Annotated in this window: 16 protein-coding genes and 1 pseudogene; 13 read left to right on the top strand and 4 right to left on the bottom strand. The window is 63.4% G+C overall.

The window, feature by feature from the left end; translation table 11 throughout:
- Positions 1-141: 141 nt before the first annotated feature.
- Positions 142-1,152, top strand: coding sequence for a class 1 fructose-bisphosphatase (locus FW789_RS12945; protein WP_103435744.1), 1,011 nt, complete (start codon positions 142-144; stop codon positions 1,150-1,152).
- 3 nt (positions 1,153-1,155) lie between these two features.
- A complete protein-coding gene (locus tag FW789_RS12950) occupies positions 1,156-1,752 on the top strand; it encodes a DUF924 family protein (RefSeq protein ID WP_101315633.1) in 597 nt (198 codons plus the stop codon).
- Between the two features lie 53 nt (positions 1,753-1,805).
- On the opposite strand, the gene FW789_RS12955 is transcribed toward FW789_RS12950, so the two are convergent.
- Positions 1,806-2,636, bottom strand: a complete 831-nt coding sequence (locus FW789_RS12955) for a methyl-accepting chemotaxis protein (RefSeq protein WP_422778092.1) — start codon at positions 2,634-2,636, stop codon at positions 1,806-1,808.
- 24 nt (positions 2,637-2,660) lie between these two features.
- Positions 2,661-3,698, bottom strand: a pseudogene (locus FW789_RS12960) (HAMP domain-containing protein); the annotation flags it as partial.
- 222 nt (positions 3,699-3,920) lie between these two features.
- Between FW789_RS12960 and bamE the strand changes: the two are divergent.
- Together bamE and FW789_RS12970 are read left to right on the top strand one after the other, a co-directional pair.
- Complete coding sequence (gene bamE / locus FW789_RS12965) at positions 3,921-4,175, top strand: outer membrane protein assembly factor BamE domain-containing protein (RefSeq protein ID WP_101315637.1); 255 nt, start codon at positions 3,921-3,923, stop codon at positions 4,173-4,175.
- On the top strand, positions 4,172-4,744 hold the full coding sequence (locus FW789_RS12970; protein ID WP_103435746.1) for a lipocalin family protein: 573 nt from the start codon (positions 4,172-4,174) through the stop codon (positions 4,742-4,744). Before bamE ends, FW789_RS12970 begins: the two co-directional genes overlap by 4 nt.
- A gap of 4 nt (positions 4,745-4,748) precedes the next feature.
- Here FW789_RS12970 and FW789_RS12975 read toward each other — a convergent pair whose 3' ends face one another.
- Positions 4,749-6,113: a formimidoylglutamate deiminase gene (locus FW789_RS12975; protein WP_411562302.1), complete on the bottom strand. Its 1,365-nt coding sequence runs from the start codon at positions 6,111-6,113 to the stop codon at positions 4,749-4,751.
- A gap of 145 nt (positions 6,114-6,258) precedes the next feature.
- Here FW789_RS12975 and hutC point away from each other — a divergent pair, with 145 nt between their 5' ends.
- The 7 genes from hutC (at position 6,259) to hutG (ending at position 14,468) form a co-directional block, all read left to right on the top strand.
- Entirely contained in the window at positions 6,259-6,969 is a 711-nt protein-coding gene (gene hutC / locus FW789_RS12980) for a histidine utilization repressor (protein WP_178080811.1), read from the top strand.
- Entirely contained in the window at positions 6,966-7,538 is a 573-nt protein-coding gene (locus FW789_RS12985; RefSeq protein WP_103435748.1) for a HutD/Ves family protein, read from the top strand. The genes hutC and FW789_RS12985 overlap by 4 nt, the downstream gene beginning before the upstream one ends.
- 145 nt (positions 7,539-7,683) lie before the next feature.
- Positions 7,684-9,357 (top strand): urocanate hydratase, encoded by a 1,674-nt coding sequence (gene hutU / locus FW789_RS12990; RefSeq protein WP_103435749.1) that lies wholly within the window; start codon positions 7,684-7,686, stop codon positions 9,355-9,357.
- A 72-nt stretch (positions 9,358-9,429) separates the two neighbouring features.
- Complete coding sequence (hutH, locus tag FW789_RS12995; RefSeq protein ID WP_207072936.1) at positions 9,430-10,962, top strand: histidine ammonia-lyase; 1,533 nt, start codon at positions 9,430-9,432, stop codon at positions 10,960-10,962.
- 67 nt (positions 10,963-11,029) lie between these two features.
- Positions 11,030-12,433 (top strand): amino acid permease, encoded by a 1,404-nt coding sequence (locus FW789_RS13000; protein WP_103435750.1) that lies wholly within the window; start codon positions 11,030-11,032, stop codon positions 12,431-12,433.
- Positions 12,434-12,448: 15 nt separating this feature from the next.
- Positions 12,449-13,654 (top strand): imidazolonepropionase, encoded by a 1,206-nt coding sequence (gene hutI / locus FW789_RS13005; protein WP_446431536.1) that lies wholly within the window; start codon positions 12,449-12,451, stop codon positions 13,652-13,654.
- 10 nt (positions 13,655-13,664) lie between these two features.
- Entirely contained in the window at positions 13,665-14,468 is an 804-nt protein-coding gene (gene hutG / locus FW789_RS13010; RefSeq protein ID WP_207072939.1) for an N-formylglutamate deformylase, read from the top strand.
- 32 nt (positions 14,469-14,500) lie between these two features.
- Here hutG and FW789_RS13015 read toward each other — a convergent pair whose 3' ends face one another.
- Positions 14,501-20,044, bottom strand: a complete 5,544-nt coding sequence (locus FW789_RS13015) for a dermonecrotic toxin domain-containing protein (protein WP_446431537.1) — start codon at positions 20,042-20,044, stop codon at positions 14,501-14,503.
- Positions 20,045-20,242: 198 nt separating this feature from the next.
- Here FW789_RS13015 and pip point away from each other — a divergent pair, with 198 nt between their 5' ends.
- The gene (gene pip / locus FW789_RS13020) at positions 20,243-21,214 is read left to right on the top strand and encodes a prolyl aminopeptidase (RefSeq protein WP_446431538.1); all 972 of its coding nucleotides are present in this window, start codon (positions 20,243-20,245) and stop codon (positions 21,212-21,214) included.
- Positions 21,211-21,648, top strand: a complete 438-nt coding sequence (gene dtd, locus FW789_RS13025; protein ID WP_446431539.1) for a D-aminoacyl-tRNA deacylase — start codon at positions 21,211-21,213, stop codon at positions 21,646-21,648. The genes pip and dtd overlap by 4 nt, the downstream gene beginning before the upstream one ends.
- Positions 21,649-21,698: the final 50 nt, after the last annotated feature.

Raw genomic sequence — 21,698 nt, forward strand, 5'->3', positions numbered from 1 at the left:
CGGTGCCGTGCTGAACTAGACTACGGTTCGACCGTCTGATCGGCCAGGCGAGTGTGTTTGCTAGCTAGCCTTTACGCCAAACCATCGGCATTACTGTAAACTGCGAGGGTTTTTCACCCTCTTTCCCTTTCGGAGCCATACATGTCCCGCGTTACCCTGAGTCGCTATCTGATTGAGCAGACCCGCAGCAACAATACTCCTGCCGATCTGCGCTTCCTGATCGAGGTGGTGGCGCGCGCGTGCAAGGAAATCAGCCACCACGTGTCCAAAGGCGCCCTCGGCGGCGTGCTGGGCAGCATGGGCACCGAAAACGTACAGGGCGAAGTGCAGAAAAAGCTCGACGTGATCTCCAACGACATTCTGCTCGAAGCCAACGAGTGGGGTGGTCACCTGGCCGGCATGGCGTCCGAAGAAATGGACAACGCCTACCAGATCCCGGGTAAATACCCGAAGGGTGCCTACCTGCTGGTGTTCGACCCACTGGACGGCTCGTCGAACATCGACGTCAACGTTTCGGTCGGCACCATCTTCTCGGTTCTGCGCTGCCCGCAGGAATACCTGAGCCAGAACGAAACCCTCAACGAAAACGCCTTCCTCCAGCCTGGCACCGAGCAGGTCGCCGCCGGTTACGCGATCTACGGCCCGCAGACCATGCTGATCCTGACCCTGGGCAACGGCGTCAAAGGCTTCACCCTGGACCGCGAGCTGGGCAGCTTTGTCCTCACTCACGAGAACATCCAGGTGCCGGAGAGCACTGCCGAGTTCGCTATCAACATGTCCAACCAGCGTCACTGGGAAGCGCCGATCCAGCGCTACGTCGGCGAGTTGCTGGCCGGTGAGACCGGGCCGTTGAAAAAGAACTACAACATGCGCTGGATCGCCTCGATGGTGGCTGATGTGCACCGCATCCTCACCCGTGGCGGTCTGTTCATGTACCCACGCGATTCGCGTGAGCCGAGCAAGCCAGGCAAGCTGCGCCTGATGTACGAGGCCAACCCGATGTCGTTCATCATCGAACAGGCCGGCGGCGCTGCCACCAACGGTGAGCAACGCATCCTCGACATCCAGCCGGACAGCCTGCACCAGCGCGTTTCGGTAATCCTCGGCTCGAAGCAAGAGGTCGAGCGCGTTACGGCCTACCACAAGGAATAAATCATGCTCGCACCTTGGCAGCCGTTGCTGGAGTGGTGGTTCGGTCCGGGCAAGAGCCCGCAGGCCGTGGCTGACGAGAAGAGCACGCTGTGGTTCGGCAAGCACCATGATGACGAGGCGCGCGAGCGTTTCGGCGCGCTGTGCGAGCAGGCCCTGGCGGGTGGTCTCGAAGACTGGCAGCAAAGCCCGCAGGGCTGGCTTGGCCTGATCCTGCTGCTCGATCAACTGCCGCGCATGATCTACCGTGACACGCCGCGCGCCTTTGAAGGTGACCGGCGGGCGCAGGTGGTGGCCATGCAGGGTTTGCAGCATGACTGGGATTATCAGTTGCTGCCGATCCAGCGGGTGTTCGTGCTGTTGGTGCTGGAACACGCCGAGGTGCTCGACTGGCAGCACCTTAGTGTCGAGCGCTATCGGCAGTTGCTGGACGAGCAACCGGAGGCCAACCGCCGTCTGTTCGAAGGCTTCCTTGACTACGCCGAGCAGCATCAGCGCGTGATCGAGCGCTTTGGCCGGTTCCCGCAGCGCAATCTGCTGCTGGACCGTCCGAGTACCGATGAAGAGATGGATTTCCTGCTCGAGCCGGGTTCACGGTTCTGACGCAGCGCTGAGCGGCTGCCCCACCTGCGTAGGCGAATGGGGCAGCACCCGGCTCAGATTCTGAAACTGCCAACCAACTGTTGCAACCGTTCGACCTGATGTTCCAGGTCGTTGCAGGCACGCAAGGTGCTCTGCAGGTTGTGCACGCCTTCCTGATTCAGCGTATTGATCTCGCTGATGTCGAGATTGATCGACTCGACCACCGCCGTTTGCTCTTCGGTGGCGGTGGCAACCGACTGGTTCATGCCGTCGATCTCGCCGATGCGCTGGGTCACGCTGCCCAGGCGTTCACCGGCCTGATTGGCAATCGCCACGCTGTGCTCGCTCTGCTGCTGGCTCTGGTTCATGGTGCTGACCGCCATCTGCGCGCCGGCCTGCAGCTCTTCGATCAAGCGCTGTACCTGCTGCGCTGATTCCTGAGTGCGGTGGGCCAGACTGCGCACCTCATCGGCAACCACGGCAAAACCACGCCCGGCCTCGCCCGCGCGGGCGGCTTCGATGGCAGCGTTCAGCGCGAGCAGGTTGGTTTGCTGCGAAATGCCGGTGATCACATCGAGGATCTGGCCGATGTTGCTGGTGTGCGAATTGAGCGTCTGGATGTTCTCGCACGAGTCACTGATGCGCGCCGACAGCTGATGCATGGTGCTGATGGTTTGCCCGACCACCTGCTGGCCTTCTTCGGCCAGACCGCGCGCGGCGGTCGAATGCTGCGAGGCGAGCGCGGCGTTCTGGGCGATTTCATGGGCGGCGGCACCGAGCTGATTGATTGCAGCGGCAACGCTGCTGGTGCGGCTCGACTGCTGATCGGCGTTGTTGATCGAGGCGTTGGAGGCAGTCACCACCTGGCCGGCCACGGCATTCACCTGGCCGGTCGCCGAGGCCACTTCGCGGATCGACTCGTGGATACGCTCGACAAAGCGGTTGAACGACTGGGCAAGGCTGCCGAATTCGTCCTGAGCATGGATGGTCAGGCGCCGGGTCAGGTCGCCTTCGCCCTCGGCAATGTCACGCATGGCGCGGCCCATGGCGTGCAGCGGCTGCATCAGCACGCGGATCAACAGGCCGAGCAGGGCAATGATGGCGATGATCGCGATCAGCGTCGCCACGGCTGCTGACGTGCGCAGCTCGCCGAGCATGGCGAAGGCGGCGTCCTGGTCGAGCACCAGCGCGACATACCAGTCGACCGACGAGATGCCGTCGACGTGGGTGAAGTTGATGAACTGCTTGCGCCCGTCGAACTCGACTTCCTTCAGCCCGCTGCTGATCTGCGGCGTGTCGCCAGGGAACAGATCGGCGAGGGTTTTCAGGGCCAGCTCAGGCTTGGGGTGGATCATGATCTTGCCTTCGCCGTTGACGATGAAGGCATGGCCATTGCCATCGAAGTCCAGCGCGTTGATCAGCTTGCTGATGGTCTGCAGGTCGGTGTCGACGCCACTCACGCCGAGCAGGCGACCGCCCTGTTGCACCGGCGTGGCCAGGGTGATCACCAGCTTGCCAGCCGAGGCGGAGATATACGGCTCGGTGACGATAGTCTGGTTAGCCGCAGTTGCTGCCTTGTACCAGCCACGCTGGCGCGGGTCGTAGTCGGCGGCGCGGTTGCCGGCGGGTACCGATTGCATGCTGCCGTCCTGGCCGCCGAAGTAGCTCAGCTGGAAGTTGTTGGCATACACCGGCAGTGCCAGGGCACGGTCCAGGCTCGGCTTGCCAGGGCCATCGACGGCCACTTGCTGGGCCAGGCTGTCGAGCACCTGCACGCGGCTGTCGAGCCAGTTGCGGATGTTGCCGGCAGTCAGGCTGCCCAGGTCCTGCAGCGACGTCTGCGTGTCGCTGCGCAGCGACTGGCGTTGGCGGTAGTCGTTGAACAGTACGAAGCAAGTGAAGGCGACCGCGACTACGAGGGCTGCGGCCAGCAGGATCTTGTGGCTGAACTTGAGATTTTTGGTCATGGCTGAGTCTGCGCGAATGCACGTCGAAGGGCAGGGGGTAGGGCAGGCTGCTGCTCCACTGCTCGTTGTGTCGACTTGTGCGGGTAAAACATGAGTCGTTGGCCAGTCAGACGACCAACGGCCGGCATTTAAGCGCTGCGGTCAGGGAACCACGGAGGCTTTTTGCTCTCCAAGGTCTCCACAGGCGCCTCGCCTGATGTCCGTGTCCAGGAGTGTCCCTTCATGTCGCTGCGTTCCCTCGCCCTGTTGTCGTTGTGCGTCGTGCTGACTGCGTGCAGCAAGATCAACCAGGAAAACTACTCCAAACTCAGCGCCGGCATGAACCGCGCGGCGGTCGAACAACTGCTGGGTACACCTACCGAGTGCTCGGGCGCGCTAGGCATGAGCAGCTGCACCTGGGGTGACCAGAACAGCTTCATCAGTGTGCAGTATGCAGCGGACAAAGTATTGATGTACTCCGGGCAGGGCCTTAAATGAGGCACCTGAGTCTGCTGCTTGGGCTGTGCCTGAGCCTGTTGCTGGGCGGCTGCGCCACGGGTAGCCATGACCCGTTGGCGCCGAAGACGGCAGGCGCCGTCGACCTCAAGCGCTATCAGGGCAAATGGTTCGAGCTGGCCCGTCTGCCGATGTACTTCCAGCGCGACTGCGCGCAGTCCGAGGCGCATTACAACGCCCGGCCAGATGGCAGCATCGGCGTGCTCAACCGTTGCCGCATGCTCGACGGCCAGTGGATCCGCGCCGAAGGCAGTGCCACGCCGCAGGAGGCCGGGCATACCGACAAGCTCTGGGTCGAGTTCGACAACTGGTTCACCCGCCTGGCGCCTGGTGTGGCCAAGGGCGAGTACTGGGTGTTGTACGTCGACTCGCGTTATCAGACCGCGTTGGTCGGCAGCCCGGACCGCAAGTACCTGTGGATCCTGTCGCGTACGCCGAGCCTGCCGGCCTGGGAGCGCGAGAGCCTGCTGGCCAGGGCGCGTCAGCAAGGCTACGACACCAATCGCCTGATCTGGCGCGTAGCCGACCGCGACATCGCCGCCGCACACTGAGCCCTCAGCCAAGCAGTTGGCCGAGCACCTCGGCAAATGCTCGGTTGCTCTCGGCTTCCTGAGCATGGCGGCCCTGGCGCACCACCCACGCGCCGTTGACCATCACGTCGCGGATCTGGCGGTCGCCGCCGGCAAACAGCCAGCGGTTGAGGATGGCGTCGCCTTCGGCAGTAGCGATGTACGGGTCCTCACCGTCGAGCACCAGCCAGTCCGCGCGCTTGCCCACCGTCAACTCGCCGATCGGCTGCCCCAGGGCTTGCGCGCCACCGCTGAGCGCTGCGTCATAGAGGGTGCGGCCAACCATTGGCTGGTCGCTGCGATAGAGCCGATTGCGGCGCTGATCACGCAGTCGCTGGCCGTATTCAAGCCAGCGCAGTTCTTCGACCACGCTGAGTGACACGTGGCTGTCCGATCCAATCCCCATGCGCCCGCCCCGAGCCAGGTAGTCGACTGCGGGGAAGATGCCGTCGCCCAGGTTGGCCTCGGTGGTCAGGCACAAACCAGCTACCGCACCGCTTTCGGCCATCGCTGCGACCTCGTCCGGCGCTGCGTGGGTGGCATGTACCAGACACCAGCGGCGGTCGACCTCGACGTTTTCATATAGCCATTGCAGCGGACGACGCCCGCTCCAGGCCAGGCAGTCGTCGACTTCCTTTTGCTGCTCAGCGATGTGAATGTGTACCGGGCAGTCCTGCTCGCCGCTGGCCAGCACCGTGGCAATCTGCTCGGGAGTGACCGCGCGCAGCGAGTGGAAGCACAAGCCCAGGCGCTGCGCCGGTTGTGCCGCCAGCACTGGCTTGAGCTGTTCGTGCAGGCGCAGGTATTGCTCGCTGCTATTGATAAAGCGGCGTTGGCCCTCGCTGGCGGGCTGGCCGCCGAAACCTGCGTGGCTGTACAGCACCGGCAACAACGTCAGGCCAATCCCGGCGGCGCTGGCGGCGGCACTGATGCACCGTGACAGCTCGGCGGGATCGGCATAGTGCTGGCCATCGCGATCGTGGTGCACGTAATGGAACTCGGCGACCGAGGTATAGCCGGCCTTGAGCATCTCGATGTACAGCTGGCGGGCGATGACCTGCAGTTGTTCCGGGCTGATCTGGCCAACCATGCGGTACATCAGCTCGCGCCAGGTCCAGAAACTGTCGTTGGGGTTGCCTGCCACTTCTGCCAGGCCCGCCATGGCGCGCTGGAAGGCGTGCGAATGAAGGTTGGGCATGCCCGGCAGCAGCGGCCCGGCCAGGCGCTCGGCGCCGTCTGCCGAGGCATCGACCTGCAGGCTGGCAAGCTGGCCTTGGGCGTCGACCTCTAGACGGACGTTGCGCGCCCAACCGCTGGAGAGCAGGGCGCGCTCGGCAAAGTACACGGACATGTAAGCATCTTCCTGTTCTTGTTAGCTTGTATATACATATACAGGCGTTTGCCTGCCCGGTAAACTGCGGCAAGCTACTGCTCACTCAAACCGCACAAGGATCAAAGCCGTGCCGACACCTCCTGTCTCCGCGCTGGTTGCCCAGATGGGCGAAGGGCCGGCGCCGCTGTATGCCCGGGTCAAACAGATGATCGTCCAGCAGATCGAAAACGGCAGCTGGCCGCCGCATCACCGGGTGCCGTCCGAGAGCGAGCTGGTCAACCAGCTGGGTTTCAGCCGCATGACCATCAACCGCGCCTTGCGCGAGCTGACTGCTGACGGATTGCTGGTGCGCATGCAGGGGGTCGGCACGTTCGTCGCCGAGCCCAAGAGCCGTTCCGCGCTGTTCGAGGTCAACAACATTGCCGACGAGATCGCCGGCCGTGGCCATCAGCATAGTTGCCAGGTGATAGTGCTCGGCGAAGAGGCCGCAGGTTCCGAGCGCGCCCTGGCGCTGGATATGCGCGAAGGTCAGCGGGTATTCCACTCGTTGATCGTGCATTACGAAAACGGCGTGCCGGTGCAGATCGAGGATCGCTACGTCAACGCCGCGATTGCCCCGGACTACCTCAAGCAGGACTTTACCCGGCAGACACCCTATGCCTACCTGTCGCAGGTGGCGCCACTGACTGAAGGCGAGCACGTGGTCGAGGCGATTCTGGCCGAGCCGGACGAGTGCCGCCTGCTGCAGATCGATGCCGGCGAGCCATGCCTGCTGATTCGCCGCCGCACCTGGTCGGGTCGCCAGCCGGTCACCGCCGCGCGCCTGATTCACCCCGGTTCCCGCCATCGCCTGGAAGGACGCTTCAGCAAATGAGCCAGATGCAGTTGCTACACGCGGCGGATTACCCGCGCATGCCATGGAAGAACGGCGGCGGTTTTACCGAAGAGATCGCCCGCGATGCTGGCGATGGCCTGGATGGATTTGGCTGGCGCCTGTCGATTGCCGATATCGAAGAGTCGGGCGGCTTTTCCAGCTTTGCCGGGTACCAGCGGATCATCAGTGTGCTGCAGGGGGATGGCATGCGTCTGCTGGTCGACGGCCAGCTCAGCCGGCCGTTGCTGGCGTTCGATGCGTTTGCCTTCGGCGGCCAGAGCCAGGTTCAGTGCAAGCTGCTGGGCGGGATGATCCGCGACTTCAACCTGATCTACGCGCCGCAGCGCTATCGGGCGCGGTTGCAGTGGTTCGATGGCACCAGCCGCCTGTATAGCTCGGCGTCGACGCTGTTGCTGTTTGCCGCGGGTAGCCAGGTTGAAGTGCAGATGGCCGGGCGCGAGCTGCACCGGCTGGGGTTGTATGACTGTTTGCGCCTGGAGGGCAACGACGGGTTGCTGGGGTTGGATGTGCAGGGGCGGTTTTGCCTGATTGAATTGATCACGGTTTGAGATTGCTGGGCCGCAAAGCGGCCCTTGGCAATCGAAAGGGCGAGCTCCGAATAATTTGGTTGTCCATGCTTGTACATACAAGTAAAGGTGTGTTTGTATATTGCTATCGACACCCGCCGTCGGATGACCGCAAAGGACCTCTCCCGTGACTGACAACAACAAATACCGTGACGTAGAAATCCGTGCCCCGCGTGGCAACAAGCTGACCGCCAAGAGCTGGATGACCGAAGCTCCCTTGCGCATGCTGATGAATAACCTCGACCCACAAGTGGCCGAGAACCCCAAGGAGCTGGTGGTGTACGGCGGCATCGGCCGTGCTGCGCGCAACTGGGAGAGCTACGACAAGATCGTCGAGACCCTGACCCGCCTGGAAGACGACGAGACCCTGCTGGTTCAGTCGGGCAAGCCGGTGGGCGTGTTCAAGACCCACAGCAACGCCCCGCGCGTGCTGATCGCCAACTCCAACCTGGTGCCGCACTGGGCCAACTGGGAACACTTCAACGAACTGGATGCCAAGGGCCTGGCCATGTACGGCCAGATGACCGCAGGCAGCTGGATCTACATCGGCAGCCAGGGCATCGTCCAGGGCACCTATGAAACCTTCGTCGAGGCCGGTCGCCAGCATTACAACGGCAGCCTCAAGGGCAAGTGGGTGCTCACCGCCGGCCTCGGCGGCATGGGTGGCGCACAGCCGCTGGCCGCGACCCTGGCCGGTGCCTGCTCGCTAAACATCGAGTGCCAGCAGAGCCGCATCGACTTCCGCCTGAGCAGCCGTTATGTCGACGAGCAGGCCAGCGACCTCGATGACGCCCTGGCGCGCATCGCCAAATACACCCAGGAAGGCAAGGCGATCTCGATTGCCCTGCTCGGCAACGCTGCCGAAATCCTGCCTGAGTTGGTCAAGCGTGGCGTGCGCCCGGACATGGTCACCGACCAGACCAGCGCCCACGACCCGCTCAACGGCTACCTGCCGGCCGGCTGGAGCTGGGAGCAGTACCGCGACCGCGCGCAGACCGACCCGGCGGCAGTGGTCAAGGCCGCCAAGCAGTCGATGGCGGTGCACGTCAAAGCCATGCTCGACTTCCAACAGCAAGGCGTGCCGACCTTCGACTACGGCAACAACATTCGCCAGATGGCGATGGAAGAGGGCGTCAGCAATGCCTTCGACTTCCCCGGCTTCGTCCCGGCCTATATCCGCCCGCTGTTCTGCCGCGGTGTAGGTCCGTTCCGCTGGGTGGCGCTGTCGGGTGACGCCGAAGACATCTACAAGACGGATGCCAAGGTTAAGGAACTGATCGCCGACGACGCCCACCTGCACCGCTGGCTGGACATGGCCCGTGAGCGCATCAGCTTCCAGGGCCTGCCAGCGCGGATCTGCTGGGTTGGCCTGGGCCAGCGTGCCAAGCTCGGCCTGGCCTTCAACGAGATGGTCCGCAGCGGTGAGCTGTCGGCACCGATAGTGATCGGCCGTGACCACCTCGACTCCGGTTCGGTGTCCAGCCCCAACCGCGAAACCGAATCGATGCAGGATGGCTCCGACGCCGTGTCCGACTGGCCACTGCTCAACGCCTTGCTCAATACCGCCAGCGGCGCGACCTGGGTCTCGCTGCACCACGGCGGCGGCGTTGGCATGGGCTTCTCGCAGCACTCGGGTATGGTCATCGTCTGTGATGGCAGCGATGAAGCTGCCGAGCGTATTGCTCGCGTACTGACCAACGATCCGGGCACCGGCGTCATGCGCCACGCCGATGCGGGCTACCAGATCGCCGTTGACTGCGCCAACCAGCAGGGCCTCGATCTGCCGATGATCAACGCCTGATCAGCCGCCGCCGACAACGCCGATACTGAATAACAAGAAGGGGCCTGCGGGCCCCGCCAATGGAGTAGCGAAGTGACCGAACTGACCCTCAAGCCCGGTACCCTGACCCTGGCCCAGCTGCGCGCCATTCATGCCGCACCCGTCAAGCTGCGCCTGGACGACAGCGCGGGCCCGGCGATCGATGCCAGCGTCGCTTGTGTCGAGCAGATTCTCGCCGAAGACCGAACCGCCTACGGCATCAACACCGGTTTCGGCCTGCTGGCCTCGACCCGCATTGCCCGTGAAGACCTCGAGAACCTGCAGCGTTCGCTGGTGTTGTCGCACGCCGCCGGTATCGGCGCGCCGCTGGACGACGCTCTCGTACGGCTGATCATGGTGCTCAAGATCAACAGCCTCAGCCGTGGTTTCTCGGGCATTCGGCGCAAGGTCATCGATGCGCTGATCAGCCTGGTCAACGCCGAAGTCTATCCGCACATTCCGCTGAAAGGCTCGGTCGGCGCCTCCGGCGACCTCGCGCCGCTGGCGCACATGTCGCTGGTGCTGCTCGGCGAGGGCAAGGCCCGTTACAAAGGACAGTGGCTGGAAGCTAGCGAAGCCCTGGCTGTGGCTGGCCTCGAACCGCTGACCCTGGCCGCCAAAGAGGGCCTGGCCCTGCTCAACGGCACCCAGGCGTCTACCGCCTATGCCCTGCGCGGCTTGTTCCACGCGGAGGACCTGTTTGCTGCCGCGATCACCTGCGGCGGCCTGACCGTCGAAGCCGCGCTGGGCTCGCGCTCGCCGTTCGATGCGCGCATCCATGAAGTGCGCGGCCAGCGCGGTCAGATTGACGCCGCGGCCTGCTACCGTGACCTGCTCGGTGATTCGACCGAAGTGTCGCGCTCCCACGAAAACTGCGGCAAGGTCCAGGACCCGTACTCGCTGCGTTGCCAGCCACAGGTGATGGGCGCTTGCCTGACCCAGTTGCGTCAGGCCGCGGAAGTGCTGGCGATCGAATCCAACGCTGTCTCCGACAACCCGCTGGTGTTCGCCGCCGAAGGTGATGTGATTTCCGGTGGCAACTTCCACGCCGAGCCAGTCGCCATGGCCGCTGACAACCTGGCCCTGGCGATTGCCGAGATCGGTTCGCTGAGCGAGCGCCGCATCTCGCTGATGATGGACAAGCACATGTCCCAACTGCCGCCGTTCCTCGTTGAAAACGGTGGGGTCAACTCCGGTTTCATGATCGCCCAGGTCACCGCCGCAGCATTGGCCAGTGAGAACAAGGCGCTGTCGCACCCACACAGCGTCGACAGCCTGCCGACCTCGGCCAACCAGGAAGACCACGTGTCGATGGCGCCGGCCGCAGGCAAGCGCCTGTGGGAAATGGCCGAGAACACGCGTGGCGTGCTTGCCATCGAATGGCTCGGTGCCTGCCAGGGCCTGGACCTGCGCAAGGGCCTGAAAACCTCAGCCAAGCTGGAGCAGGCGCGCCGCGCCCTGCGTGCCAAGGTTGCCCACTACGAGCGTGACCGGTTCTTCTCGCCGGATATCGAAATGGCCAGCGCGCTGCTGGCCGAAGGCACGCTGACCGGGTTGTTGCCGGCTGGAGTATTGCCAAGCCTGTGAAGACGTTGGGGCCGCAAAGCGGCCCCCAACCGCGCTAATTCGTCCATAAAAATAAAAGGGACGCAGCATGCAACAATCTCAAGGTCTAAAACGCGGGCTGACGTCCCGCCACATCCGTTTCATGGCGCTCGGCTCGGCGATCGGCACCGGGCTGTTCTATGGCTCTGCCTCAGCTATCCAGATGGCCGGCCCAGCGGTACTGCTGGCCTACCTGATCGGTGGCGCCGCCGTGTTCATGGTCATGCGCGCACTCGGCGAAATGGCCGTGCACAACCCGGTCGCCGGCTCCTTTGGCCAATATGCCAGCACCTACCTGGGGCCGCTGTCAGGCTTTGTGCTGGGCTGGACCTACGCCTTCGAAATGATCATTGTCTGTATCGCCGACGTGACCGCCTTCGGTATCTACATGGGCTTCTGGTTCCCTGAAGTGGCGCGTTGGATCTGGGTGCTGGGCATCGTCTTCCTGATCGGCGGGCTCAACCTGTGCAACGTCAAAGTGTTCGGCGAGATGGAATTCTGGCTGTCGCTGCTCAAGGTCGGCGCGATTGTCGCGATGATCCTCGCCGGGCTTGGCATCATGGCCTTCGGCATGGGCCAGGTCGGTAGTGGCTCGGCGGTCGGCGTGAGCAACCTGTTCGAGCATGGCGGCTTCATGCCCAACGGCATTGCCGGGGTGATCGCCTCGTTTGCCGTGGTGATGTTCGCTTTTGGCGGTATCGAAATCATCGGTATCACTGCTGGCGAAGCCAAAGACCCGCAGCGAGTCATCCCCAAGGCAATCAACGCCGTGCCGCTGCGTATCCTGCTGTTCTACGTGCTGACTCTGTTTGTGCTGATGAGCCTGTACCCATGGCCGCAGATCGGCAGCCAAGGCAGCCCGTTCGTGCAGATCTTCAGCAACCTGGGCATCGGTTCGGCTGCTGCTGTGCTTAACGTGGTGGTGATTTCTGCGGCAGTGTCGGCGATCAACAGCGACATCTTCGGTGCCGGGCGCATGATGTACGGCCTGGCCCAGCAGGGCCATGCCCCGCGTGGCTTCGCCCAGCTGTCCAAACACGGTGTGCCGTGGCTGACGGTGGTAGTGATGGGCGCGGCGCTGCTGATCGGCGTGGTGCTCAACTATTTGATTCCGGAGAACGTGTTCCTGCTGATCGCCTCGATAGCCACTTTCGCCACAGTCTGGGTCTGGCTGATGATTCTGCTCACTCAAGTGGCGATGCGCCGCAGCATGAGCCGTGAGGAAGTCGCCAGTCTGAAGTTCCCGGTACCGTTCTGGCCCTATGGGCCGGCCCTGGCGATTGCTTTCATGGTGTTCATCTTTGGTGTGCTCGGTTACTTCCCGGACACTCAGGCCGCATTGCTGGTCGGGGTGGTGTGGGTGGTATTTCTGGTCGCGTCCTACCTGCTCTGGTGCAAGCCGCGTGCAGGTCAGGGTGAGTTGGCCGAGCAGCAGGCCGAGCTGCACCGCTAGTAACGGAGGAAGTGTATGGCAACGTTATGGCAGCACTGCCATGTGGCAAGCATGGTCGGCGGCAGCTATTCGATCATCGAGAATGCGGCGATCATCACCCGCGGCGGGCTGATCGAATGGATCGGCCCACGCGCCGAGCTGGCGCCGCAGGCTGGCCTGGAGACGGTCGACCTGGCCGGTGCCTGGGTCACCCCGGGGCTGATCGACTGCCACACCCATGCGGTGTTTGGCGGTAACCGCAGTGGCGAGTTCGAGCAGCGCCTGCAGGGCGTCAGCTATGCCGAAATTGCCGCCCAGGGCGGCGGCATTGCCAGCACCGTGCGCGCCACCCGCGCGGCCAGCGAAGAGCAGTTGCTGGCCAGCGCTCGGCAGCGGCTCGAGGCGTTGATGCGCGATGGCGTGACCACCGTTGAGATCAAGTCAGGCTACGGCCTGGACCTGGCCAACGAGCGCAAGATGTTGCGCGTGGCCCGGCGTCTGGGCGAAGCGCTACCGCTGACCGTGCGCAGCACCTGCCTGGCCGCTCACGCCTTGCCGCCGGAATATGCCGGGCGCGCCGATGACTACATCCAGCACATCTGCGATGAGCTGCTGCCAGCGTTGGCCGGCGAAGGCCTGGTCGATGCGGTCGATGCTTTCTGCGAACACCTGGCGTTCTCGCCGGCGCAGGTCGAGCGGGTGTTCATCAAGGCCCGCGAACTGGGCTTGCCGGTCAAGCTGCATGCCGAGCAGTTGTCATCGCTGCACGGCTCCAGCCTGGCAGCCCGTTATCAGGCGCTGTCGGCCGATCACCTGGAGTTCATGACCGAAGACGACGCCATCGCCATGGCCGCGGCGGGCACCGTCGCGGTGCTGCTGCCGGGCGCGTTCTACTTCCTGCGCGAAACCCAGCTGCCACCGATGGACGCGCTGCGCCGGCACGGGGTGAAGATCGCTCTGGCCAGCGACCTCAACCCAGGCACCTCGCCTGCCCTGTCGCTGCGGCTGATGCTCAACATGGGCTGCACGCTGTTCCGCATGACCCCTGAAGAGGCGCTGGCCGGGGTTACTACGCATGCCGCCACGGCACTGGGCCTGGGCAGCACTCACGGCACGCTGGAAGCAGGCAAGGTCGCCGACTTTGTCGCCTGGCAGATTGAACGCCCGGCCGACCTCGCTTACTGGCTGGGCGGCGACTTGCCCAAGCGGGTAGTGCGCGGCGGTGTGCAATCAACTTTTTGAGCGAGGCCTCATGGACAACGTATTGAGCTTTCACCAAGGCCGCCTGCCGCTGCTGATCAGCATGCCCCACGCCGGCCTCGGTTTGACCGCCGCCGTGCGCGACGGCCTGGTCGAACAGGCGCGCAGCTTGCCCGATACCGACTGGCATATTCCAAGGCTGTATGACTTTGCCCGTGAACTGGGTGCCAGCGTGGTCGCCGCGGAGTACTCGCGGTTCGTCATCGACCTCAATCGGCCAGAAGATGACCAGCCGTTGTATGCTGGGGCCACCACCGGGCTGTTTCCGGCCACCCTGTTCGACGGCGAGCCGCTGTTCGTTGCCGGCCTTGCGCCGTCAGCGGCGCAGCGGGCGGAGTATCTCGAGCAGATCTGGCGCCCCTACCACGACACCCTGCGCGGGGAACTGGCGCGTCTGCGTGAAGAGTTCGGCTATGCACTGCTGTGGGATGCACATTCGATCCGTTCGTACATCCCGCACCTGTTCGACGGCAAACTGCCGGACTTCAACTTTGGCACCTTCAATGGCGCCAGTTGCGACGAGGCACTGGCCGAGCAACTGCAGCGCACCTGCGCCCAGGCGCCGGGCTACAGCCATGTGCTCAATGGACGCTTCAAGGGCGGGCATATCACTCGACACTACGGTGCCCCGGCCGAGCATGTGCACGCAGTGCAGCTGGAGCTGGCGCAGTGCACCTACATGAACGAGGTCGAGCCGTTCGCCTATCGTGAAGATCTGGCCCAGCCTACCCAGGCAGTGCTGCGCCAGCTGCTCGAGGTGATGCTGGCGTGGGGGCAGGCGCGGTACGCGCGCTAGACGCGCACAGCGCAGGGGCTGCGCAGCCTTGGTCAGCTGCGATCAGGGTTGGCGAGGATGGTCAGTTCGCGGACAAGTAGGCGCTCCCTGGCCTGCTTGTCATCAGCCAGCGCCTGGTACTCGGCTGTCAGTTGCTCCAGCGGGCGGTCGGGGAACTGGTCGGGGAGCGCCAGAACCTGTTCCTGGTAGCGCTGCTCGATGGCCGCGAAGCGCTCGGCATGAGTGACCCGCAGATACCGCTGCCATTCGCTGTTGGCCACCGCGTAATCGAGAAATGGCTCGGCGCGTTCGTCGCGCTGTACCAGATCCACGGTCAGTGCCAGTTCGTTGCGACTGACGTCGGCAAAGGCTTCATAGAGCATGTTGTCATCCGGTACGCCGAGCTTGAGCTCCTGATTCAGGCCGCGCCGATAAGCCAGGCGCACTTCGGCTTCGTCGCGGCCCTTGGCATTGCCACGGGCGATTTCGTCCAGCCGATGCAGCCGATAGAGCCGGCGCAGCTCGCTGTACAGGCTTTGCTCGGAGTCGGCCGCTTCGGTCAACAGACGCTGTTGGTCGATCAGCAATTCGAGGTTCTGGAAGACCAGCAGGGCGCCGTCATGGCACGTCTGATTACCGGTGGCCGGGTCGACCAGTGCTTCTTCGGCTACCGCATTCAACAACAGCCGGTCGGATGCGCTGACCACGGCCGCCACCAGTACCTTGCGGATGCGCTGGCTGAATGCGACTCGCGTGCTGCCGTTGCGAAAAGGCGCCGCTTGTTGCAGACGCCCAACCATCGCCAGCAGATGCTGGGCATCCCCGCCTTGTTCCAGCTGTAGCCAGGCATCCGTCAGCGCTTCGTTCTCCACGGCTGACCCAAGCAGCCAGCCAGCCAGGTGTGGCTCGTCGCCAGCAATCGGCAATATCGGATTATGCAAATGGCCACCAGCCATTTCGTCGTCCGATGACGTCATCAGCAGCAGGCCTTCGGGCACGTCCATGGCAAAGGTGAAGTTGCGCTGGCTGTCCGATGAGGTGCGTGCACGGAACATGGTGTCGTGCGTCAGTGGGTTGCCGAACAGCGAGATCGACGACACCGGGAAGTCATTGTCGAGGTTGCTGAGGATGTGATCCGGCAACTCGGTAAGCTCGTTTTCGCTGAGATCCAACAGCTCCAGCGGCAGCACGCCATCGACCCAGCTTGGCCACTGCTGGATGCCCATGTTGTTCAGCTCCAGCCGCCGCAGGTTGCGCAGTCCGGGCGGTGCTTCGGCAATCGCTGCCAGGCGGTTGCCGGCAATTTCGAGGGCCGTCAGCTGGCTCAGTCGGGCAATGGTTGCGAGCATGCGCTCATCGATCTCCAGGCCCATATCACGGATCGACAGGTAGTTCAGCTGAGGCAGGCGCAGGAGCGCGTTGGGCAAATCCTGAGTGGCCTGGGCATGCTCGACGATGCGCAGGCTTTCAAGCCGCGTGAAGCGGCTGAAGAAACGCTCCAGCTGCGCGGTGCTGCCGCTCATGCGCGCCAGCGACAGGTTGCGCACCCGCTCGTAGAAGAAACCTGGAAGCTGCGGTGGGAAGTCTGCCACGTCAGTGTTTTCCAGGCGCAAGGTGGCGCGTGTCATGCCCAGTTCCTGGCTGCGCCAGAAGGCGTTGATGACCGCGCTGAGCCGATTGCGCCCGGTGATCACAGGCTGCGCCAGGGGCGCTGCCGAGCTGGAGGCGTTGCTCCAGTTATCGAGCGCATCGCGTAGTTCCTGACGGCGCTGAGTGTGCTCCAGCAAACGGGCGTTGAGTGCGGGCGACAGGTCGGCTTCGATGCGGCTGCTCATCTGGTCCTGATGCAGCATCACGCGCAGCAACTGTTCGTCGATGATCGGGTTGCCTTGCAGCAGGATGGTCGGCCCTGGGCCGATGCCAGGCTCATCGCCGAGCAGATAGCTGGGCAATGTACGAATCTGGTTGTCGCGCAGCGAAAGTTCTCGGATCTGCACCAGGGCATCGCTGCTCAGGCCCTGCGGCCAATGGTCGAACTGCATCCGTTCGAGGCCAAGGAAGTCCAGATTAAGCACGCTGAAGTCGGCTTGATAGCGTGCCGACAGGCGATTGCCGCTCAGCTCAAGGCGGCGCAACTGGCTCAGGCTGGCCAGGCTCTCGATGTCGACACCACTGAGTGGCAGGTTCTGGTTGGTCACACTGAGCGACTCCAGGGCCGGGAAGTACTGACCGATCAGCGGTACGCCGAACAGCAATTGTGACGGTGCAGCCTGGGCGGTGTACGGTCGGCTGATCTCCAGCGTGCGCAGTTCGGGAAACTGGCGAAACAGATTGATCAGCTGCCGCTCATGCACGGTCCAGTCGGTGGTGCTGCCGAAGCCAGGCTCGATCAGGTACAAATGCCTGACCGATGCGCCGAAAAAGTCCGGCAGGTTCTCTGGGAATCTTGCCAGATTGACGGCTTGCAGGCGCAGCGTCGGGGGCTCGCCAGCCAGGGATGGCAGGGCGCTGTCGTGCCAGTGCTGCATGAACTGATCAGCCAGCTGCGTCAGCGTGTCAGCCTCGGCGCTGGCGTCGGCGTGGCCGGAACGCCAATCGTCCAGCCGGCTGCGCAAGGTGCCGCGCTGCTCCAGCAGGCGCTGCAGCAGGGCATTGATATCGGCTCGATTCATACCGCTATCCAGCAGATGGTTGAGAATCTGGTCGGCTGACCATGCAGTGTGTTCCGGCAGGCCGGTGAGCCTGACCAAACGCAGCAAGGCATGCCGGGTAAAGCCGCCTGCAAGGCCGCCACCACCGCCCAGGGGATAGCCCAGACGGCCATCGGCCAGGCGCATCGGTGAGCGATAGCCGAGGCGTACGGGTTGCATGGCGAGCATTTCGCGCAATGCCTCGCGCGGCATCAGCGGGACCTGCTGGACGAACTCGCGCAGCTGCTGTTCATCGGTAAAGCCGGCGCTGGCCAGGCTTTGCTGCAGCGTTGCAGGCAGTGCCTGCAGCAGCGCGCCGTACAGCGATGAATGCACCTGCGGCGCAGCGTCGCTGGCAGGGTCGATGCACAGATAACCAGCAGCCGCGCTGATGAGGGTGACCGGTTGCTGCGCATCTTGCGGGCCGATGCTGTCTACGCTCAGTGGCGAGGTGATGCGTTGTTCCAAGCGCAGCGCCAGATCAGCCGGCCAGCCGGGCAACTGCTGCAAACAGCGCAGGATCAGCCGGTCGCTGTCCCAGTTGCGCACGCTTTGCAGATAGAGCCCCTCATAGGCTCGATTGAGGCGAACGTGTTGTTGATAGACACGAATCTCCTCGCCCAGCCGCCGCGGAATTTTTCCCGTGCTCAACGCTAGGGCTTCCACGGGGCTGGCATGGCGTAGCAGCTCTTCGATGATCGGCACCGGCAGGTGCGGATACTGATGCACGATGACTGTTGCGCCTTGGCTCTGGCTGAGCGACTGGAGGCGATACTGTCTGGCAAACTCCGCCTGCAGCAGGCCAGGTTCGGTCAGTGTCGTGCGCAGCTGTTGATCGAGATTGAAGCGGACCATGCTGTCTTCGAGGGCTGCGGGCAGCCGCTGGTTCTCGCTTAGAATCCGCCGCAGTGCGGCCTGGTCGCTGTCGGTGATCTGCAAGATGCGCAGGGCGCTGACGTCATCGAAGCTGGCGCTGAGATGGCCAAGCCGGCGGAACAGCTCAAGCCCCTGCCATTCGCGCGGGCGGTCCAGCCCATGCAGCCAGGCACCAGCGCCGTTGTGGCGCAGGGGCGGCGCATAGGCCGACGGCCGGCTGGGATGCAGGATGCGAAATTGCGCGTCGGCTGCGCCACGGCTCACCTCATAGGTCTGGGCGGGCAGGCGCAGCCAACTGCGGCCAGCGTGCTGATACAGTCCCAGCGCATCGGGTTCGAGGTCGGCAGGCAGACTGATGTCCTGGGCATAGGGGGTCAGGTCAGGCCGCCACAGGCGCAGTTGCCCCTCTTCTGGCTCGACTGTTTCCAGTTCTTCGATCCAGGAGGGCGTGTCCACCGGTGAGGGCTCTTGGGGTGGTTCCGTGACCCCTTCGGCACCAGGCTTGCCGATAGCCGCCTCAAGGCCGCTACCGATGGCATGGCTGCCAGCGGCGAAGGCCGCCATAAGTGCAACGTTCTCCACAACATCCATCAGGTAGGCATGGGCTTTTTCGCGATCATCGTGGCGCCAGCTTTCGATGCCTTCATACACCTCGTAACTCAGCTGCAGGGCGCACACACCCAGCATCACCTCGCCGAGGACCGGTACGAAAAAACCGGCCACATTGAGCCCTGTCAGCGTCTGGGCCAACAGATGCTCGCGGTGCTTGACTGCGGAAATGACGTCGATGATCGCCGTCGGCATGGCATGAAACGCGGCATCCTGCTCGTGGCGAAATACCCGCTCGGTCACCAACCCCTGCAGCAGCGATCCGGTCAGCTGGCGGGTTTGCAGGTGCAATTGTGCTTGCGGGTCCGGGATTCGCTCATAAGTACCGCGCACACTGAGCTTGAGGGGCAGCAGGCGATCCAGGAGTTTTTGCTGGATCATCGCCTTGTCGCGCTCTTTCAGGCAATGATCAAGATAGCCGATGTCACCAAGCAGACGATCACGCAGGCTGGCCTCGCAGGCCGCCAGCGAGGGGAATTGCTGGAGTGGGGTCTGCGGGTCAGCGGAAACATACAGCGCGACCACGGGCGCGCCACCCGCGTCGGCAAAGTGGATAAGGCGCAGGTCGGTCAATTGCGCATCCCATAGCGAGACGACGCTGAAACTCAACGGCGAAGCGGACAATGGCTGATCCAGCGGCGCCGCCAGTGCTGCCGTATACAGTGCCTTGCCGATGTCGCCCTTAAGGTAAGCCAAGTGCAGGCTCAGAATAAAACGGCAGCGTTGTACCTGGGCCAGCTTGGCGTAAGTGTCCGGGTTGGTGCTGCGGTTGTCGGCGTTGTCGAAGTAGATAGCCTGCAACAATGCTTGATATTGACCGCCGACATCCAGTGTTCGACATAGCTGGGCGAACCGTTCAGGTTGCAGCTCCAGCGCGTTGTGAATCGGCACCGTACCCATGAAGCCCTTGTGGTCGAGGATCACTGACTTTTTCAGCAGTGCCTCGTCATTGTCCATACCGCCAGGCAGCGCCGCACTCGCTTCAAAATTGCGCAACGCATAGTGCAGCAGCGAACGGGTGGCTTGCTTGTAGGCGGTGGCCGGATCCACTGCCGGGTCCTGGGCGAGCGACCTGACATCGAGCAAGTAGGTGGCCGTGACATCGATGTCGAATCCAAGCTGATCCTTGAGGGCGTCGCTCAATTGCTTGCGGGCAAATTGCTCAAGGCTGGGCAGGTCGCGGAACAACTGCGCCACTTCGGCGGCGGCGTCCTGCAACAGCGCATGCTGCTCGGCCAGGGCCTTGACGATATCTGGCTGCTGCAGGCGAGCTTCGCTCAGCCAAGGTGGTGGATTGGCCAGGGCCTTGCGCATTGCGCTGTGCACCGACGGCGATGCGTGGCTGAGCCAGGTCGGAGTCTTGCTGGCGATCAGACGGTAGGCGCTGCTGAGTTCGGTTGAAGCGTTTGCGACAGTAGTCATGGACGAGCCCGTTCAGTTGGGGAAGGCTCTGCAACTATGTCTGCGGCTTGCAACCCTGCGAGGTACATATATTGCGTGCAGCGATGCAGGGCTCAGGTGAGCGTCGTTGCTACGGTTAGCGTGTGTTGCCGATGCGTCCCGGCATGATTCGGGTTTATGATGGCGGCAGCCGAAGAATAGCCCTTCATGGAGTGCGCAATGCAGACCCTGTACCCGCAGATCAAACCTTACGCCCGTCAAGATCTGGCCGTGCAAGCGCCGCATGTGCTGTATGTCGACGAGAGCGGTTCGCCAGAAGGTCTGCCGGTGGTGTTCATCCACGGTGGCCCGGGTGCCGGCTGCGACGCGCAGAGCCGCTGCTACTTCGACCCGAACCTGTACCGCATCATTACCTTCGATCAGCGCGGTTGCGGCCGCTCGACCCCGCACGCCAGCCTGGAAAACAACACCACCTGGGATCTGGTCGAGGACATGGAGCGCATTCGCGAGCACCTGGGCATCGACAAATGGGTGCTGTTCGGCGGCTCGTGGGGCTCGACCCTGGCCCTGGCCTACGCACAGAAGCACCCCGAGCGCGTGCACGGGCTGATCCTGCGCGGCATCTTTCTCGCCCGCGCCCAGGAGATCCGCTGGTTCTACCAGGAAGGTGCCAGCCGGCTGTTCCCTGACTACTGGCAGGACTACATCGCACCGATTCCGCACGACGAGCGTGGCGATCTGGTCACGGCCTTCCACAAGCGCCTGACCGGCAACGATCAGATCGCCCAGATGCACGCCGCCAAGGCCTGGTCGACCTGGGAAGGCCGCACCGCCACCCTGCGGCCCAATCCGCTGGTGGTCGATCGCTTCTCCGAGCCGCAGCGGGCGCTGTCGATTGCCCGTATCGAATGCCACTATTTCACCAACGATGCTTTCCTCGAACCCGATCAGCTGATCCGCGACATGCCCCGCATCGCCCACCTGCCGGCGGTTATCGTGCATGGCCGCTATGATGTGATCTGCCCGCTGGACAACGCCTGGGAGCTGCACCAGGCCTGGCCCAACAGCGAGCTGAAAGTGATCCGCGACGCCGGCCACGCCGCGTCCGAACCGGGTATCACCGACGCGCTGGTGCGCGCCGCCGACCAGATGGCCCGGCGCTTGCTGGACCTGCCATTGGAAGAAGCGTGAAGGCCCTGCTGCAGCGCGTGCAGAACGCACGCGTCGAAGTTGCCGGCGAAGTGGTCGGTGCGGTCGAGCAGGGCTTGCTGGTATTGGTGGCGGTCGAGCCTGCAGATACGCGCGAGCATGCCGACAAACTGTTGCACAAGCTGCTTAACTACCGGGTGTTCAGTGATGCCGATGGCAAGATGAACCTGTCGCTCAAGGACATTGGCGGCGGCTTGCTGCTGGTGTCGCAGTTCACCCTGGCGGCCGATACTCGCAGTGGCATGCGCCCGGGCTTCTCGACCGCCGCGCCACCTGCACTTGGCGCTGAATTGTTTGAGTATCTTATGGGCCAGGCGCGGGCGTCCCACGACGATGTAGCCAGTGGCCGTTTTGGCGCATATATGCAGGTCCATCTGGTCAATGATGGCCCCGTAACATTTATGTTACAAATCTGAGGCGAAATAACCGCTTGTTTGTACAAAACAAGAGGGTTTTGACGATAAAT

The organism is Pseudomonas sp. 1121_17 (assembly GCF_052850745.1).